This is a genomic window from Neobacillus pocheonensis, assembly GCF_050477905.1.
GTDB classification, from domain to species: Bacteria; Bacillota; Bacilli; order Bacillales; family Cytobacillaceae; genus Neobacillus; species Neobacillus pocheonensis_A.
This window is the reverse complement of record NZ_JBCNAD010000119.1, coordinates 1-1786: the sequence shown is the minus strand read 5'-3', so window position 1 is coordinate 1786 and position 1786 is coordinate 1. Positions and strand designations below refer to the sequence as shown.

The window sequence follows — 1786 nt, the reverse complement described above, 5'->3', positions numbered from 1 at the left end:
CACGAAATTCTTGACAGACCCAGCCGCGAGGACTCTTGCAAGGCCTTATTTGTAACCGATACACATCCTACAAAACGGATGGCTATTCCGACGATCAGGTGGGCTTTAAAACGTCTTGCTGATCGGGGAGGGCTCAAAGTTAATGTATATCCACATCGTTTTCGTCATACCTATGCTTGCCTTTTTAGCCCCCAAATGAATTTGGACAGTACATCCCTTACTTCGATACAATAATATTGAGGCGGAGGGGAACGAAATGAAGAAGAAGCAGTACGACCTGAATTTCAAGAAGATGGTGGTCGCCAAAGGAGAAGAAATTGGAAACATGACCGCCGTAGCAAGGCAGCATGAACTCGATCCGAAGATGGTTCTTAGGTGGGCCAGAGAACTGAACCGAAAGGATCTCGATCAGTTAGAGGGAACAAGCATCAAGCAGGCGAAGTTCATTCCAACAGCTGAAGATTATGCACAGCTTCAAAAAGAGAACGAAAAGCTTAAGAAGCTCTACGCCGAGCAAGCCCTCGAGAGGGACATTCTCAAAGACCTACTAAAAAAAACGAACCCGCACTTGCGGATAAAATAGAAATCGCTCAGAAGTATATTGGTCAAGGGCATTGCATCAGCTTTGTGCTGCGTGTGCTTGATGTGGAGCGATCCACCTACTATGCCCATGTGAGCAGAAGGCAGCAAGCGGTGGCAGTGGCGACACACAGCGCTGGTCGTCCCGTGCCGGGCTTATCGTATACACAAGATGGCAAGCTAGTCAGCGACGAGCAAATCTGCGAGTGGATCATGGAGTTTCTGGCAGGCGAGGGCGCGTCATACGGCTATCGCAAGCTAACGGTGTTACTCAGAAGACGCCATAGTCTGCGGATCAATAAAAAGAAGGTCTACCGCCTTTGCAAGCGAATGGATGTGCTTCGCCCCCAGCGACAGCTTAAGATCAAGTATCCCAAACGAGTGGCTAATAATCGCGTCATAACAGACTCCAATCAGCTCTGGGAAACGGATATTAAGTATGGCAGGCTCCACGGCGAGCAGCGATTCTTCTTCTTAATGAGCATCATTGATGTCTTTGATCGCGTCATCATCGCCTATCATATCGGATTGACCTGTGAAGCCCAGCATCTCGTTCAGATCACGCATGAAGCACTGATGAAGCGCCAACTCTTTGACAAAGTGAATAAGCCGGTCATCCGATCAGACAACGGTCCACAGTTCATTAGTCATCGATTTGAAGAGGCGTGCGCGGTGTTTGAAATCATCCACGAACGCATACCGCCAAAGACGCCGAATAAGAACGCTCATATTGAATCGTTTCATGCCATTCTGGAATCCGAGTGTTATCGTCGCCATGAGTTTAAGACCTATCGACAGGCTTATGAAATCGTCAGTCAGTTTATCCAGGATTACAATCGCATCCGAATCCATGGCAGCATCTACGACTTCTCGCCATACGAATATATGGAGGCAATTAAGCAAGGAACTGTAAAACCGAAGCAGATTAAGGTCTAATTCGATGAAAAACGAAGCAAATTGGAGCAATGCTAGGAGTCATATCGAATAAGAGGTGCATTGTCCATAATAAGGGTGTCTAGCCGGTGTTTTGTTTGGTGGCTGATGTACATCAAACATATTTCCGAACGGATCATAAAATGTAAAAAATTTACCCACAACCCCTTCATCTTGAATGTCATTGATCTTTGTTCCAAGTCCTTGCAAAAATTTATGAAAGCCCTCTATGTTTTTAACTTTAAATCCAATTGTATAGTGATCTTCTCCGTTA

Annotated in this window: 3 protein-coding genes; 2 read left to right on the top strand and 1 reads right to left on the bottom strand. The window is 46.0% G+C overall.

Annotated features, from left to right (window positions below):
- Positions 1-256: 256 nt before the first annotated feature.
- Positions 257-583, top strand: a complete 327-nt coding sequence (locus tag ABES02_RS29770) for a transposase (RefSeq protein ID WP_430141654.1) — start codon at positions 257-259, stop codon at positions 581-583.
- Positions 584-627: 44 nt separating this feature from the next.
- Positions 628-1515, top strand: a complete 888-nt coding sequence (locus ABES02_RS29765) for an IS3 family transposase (RefSeq protein WP_430141651.1) — start codon at positions 628-630, stop codon at positions 1513-1515.
- 39 nt (positions 1516-1554) lie between these two features.
- Here the strand turns inward: ABES02_RS29765 and ABES02_RS29760 are convergent.
- On the bottom strand, positions 1555-1786 hold a 232-nt coding region (locus ABES02_RS29760), incomplete at its 5' end, for a VOC family protein (protein ID WP_430141648.1).